Below are 454 nucleotides of genomic sequence, written 5' to 3'. Positions count from 1 at the left end.
TTCCACGCCGGCGGAGGGGGTGGTGGAGGCGGGGGCGGCGGCACCTGGGCCGCCACGCAGGTGTTCGAAGGCGGATCGAAAACAGTGCCCACTCCGCACTCGGTGGCGTTGCCGACCGCCGGGCAAATCGCCGTCACCACCGCCAGTGACGCAACCGCGGCCATGATGATGGTCGTCAAGCGATGAATCGTGCAGCTCATCGCAGGTCTCCCTTGGATCTACCCTCGACCCTGCTTACTGTCAGATTCTACGACTGAGCGCCCGCGAACCGCAGCCCTGAATTGACGGGCGCGAAGGTCCCAAGGATCGCCGGCGCGAACCCGCTACCAGCGGATATCCGAGCCACTATTTTGAAAGATCGTTGCCTTCACAATCGGAGGTGTTGTGACGCACTGGCGGCAGCTGCCGGCCCGGGCCTGGCCGCGCTCCCTGGCCGGGCAGGCCATCGCACTGC

Annotated in this window: 1 pseudogene; it reads left to right on the top strand. The window is 66.1% G+C overall.

The window, feature by feature from the left end:
* Nucleotides 1-186: pseudogene (locus tag RNC47_RS36770) on the top strand (hypothetical protein); the annotation flags it as partial.
* Nucleotides 187-454 lie beyond the last annotated feature (268 nt).

The sequence above is a fragment of the Streptomyces millisiae genome, assembly GCF_031845425.1.
In the GTDB taxonomy this organism is placed as follows: Bacteria; Actinomycetota; Actinomycetes; order Streptomycetales; family Streptomycetaceae; genus Streptomyces; species Streptomyces millisiae.
The sequence above is the reverse complement of the archived record's forward strand: the minus strand, read 5'-3'. Positions and strand labels throughout refer to the sequence as shown.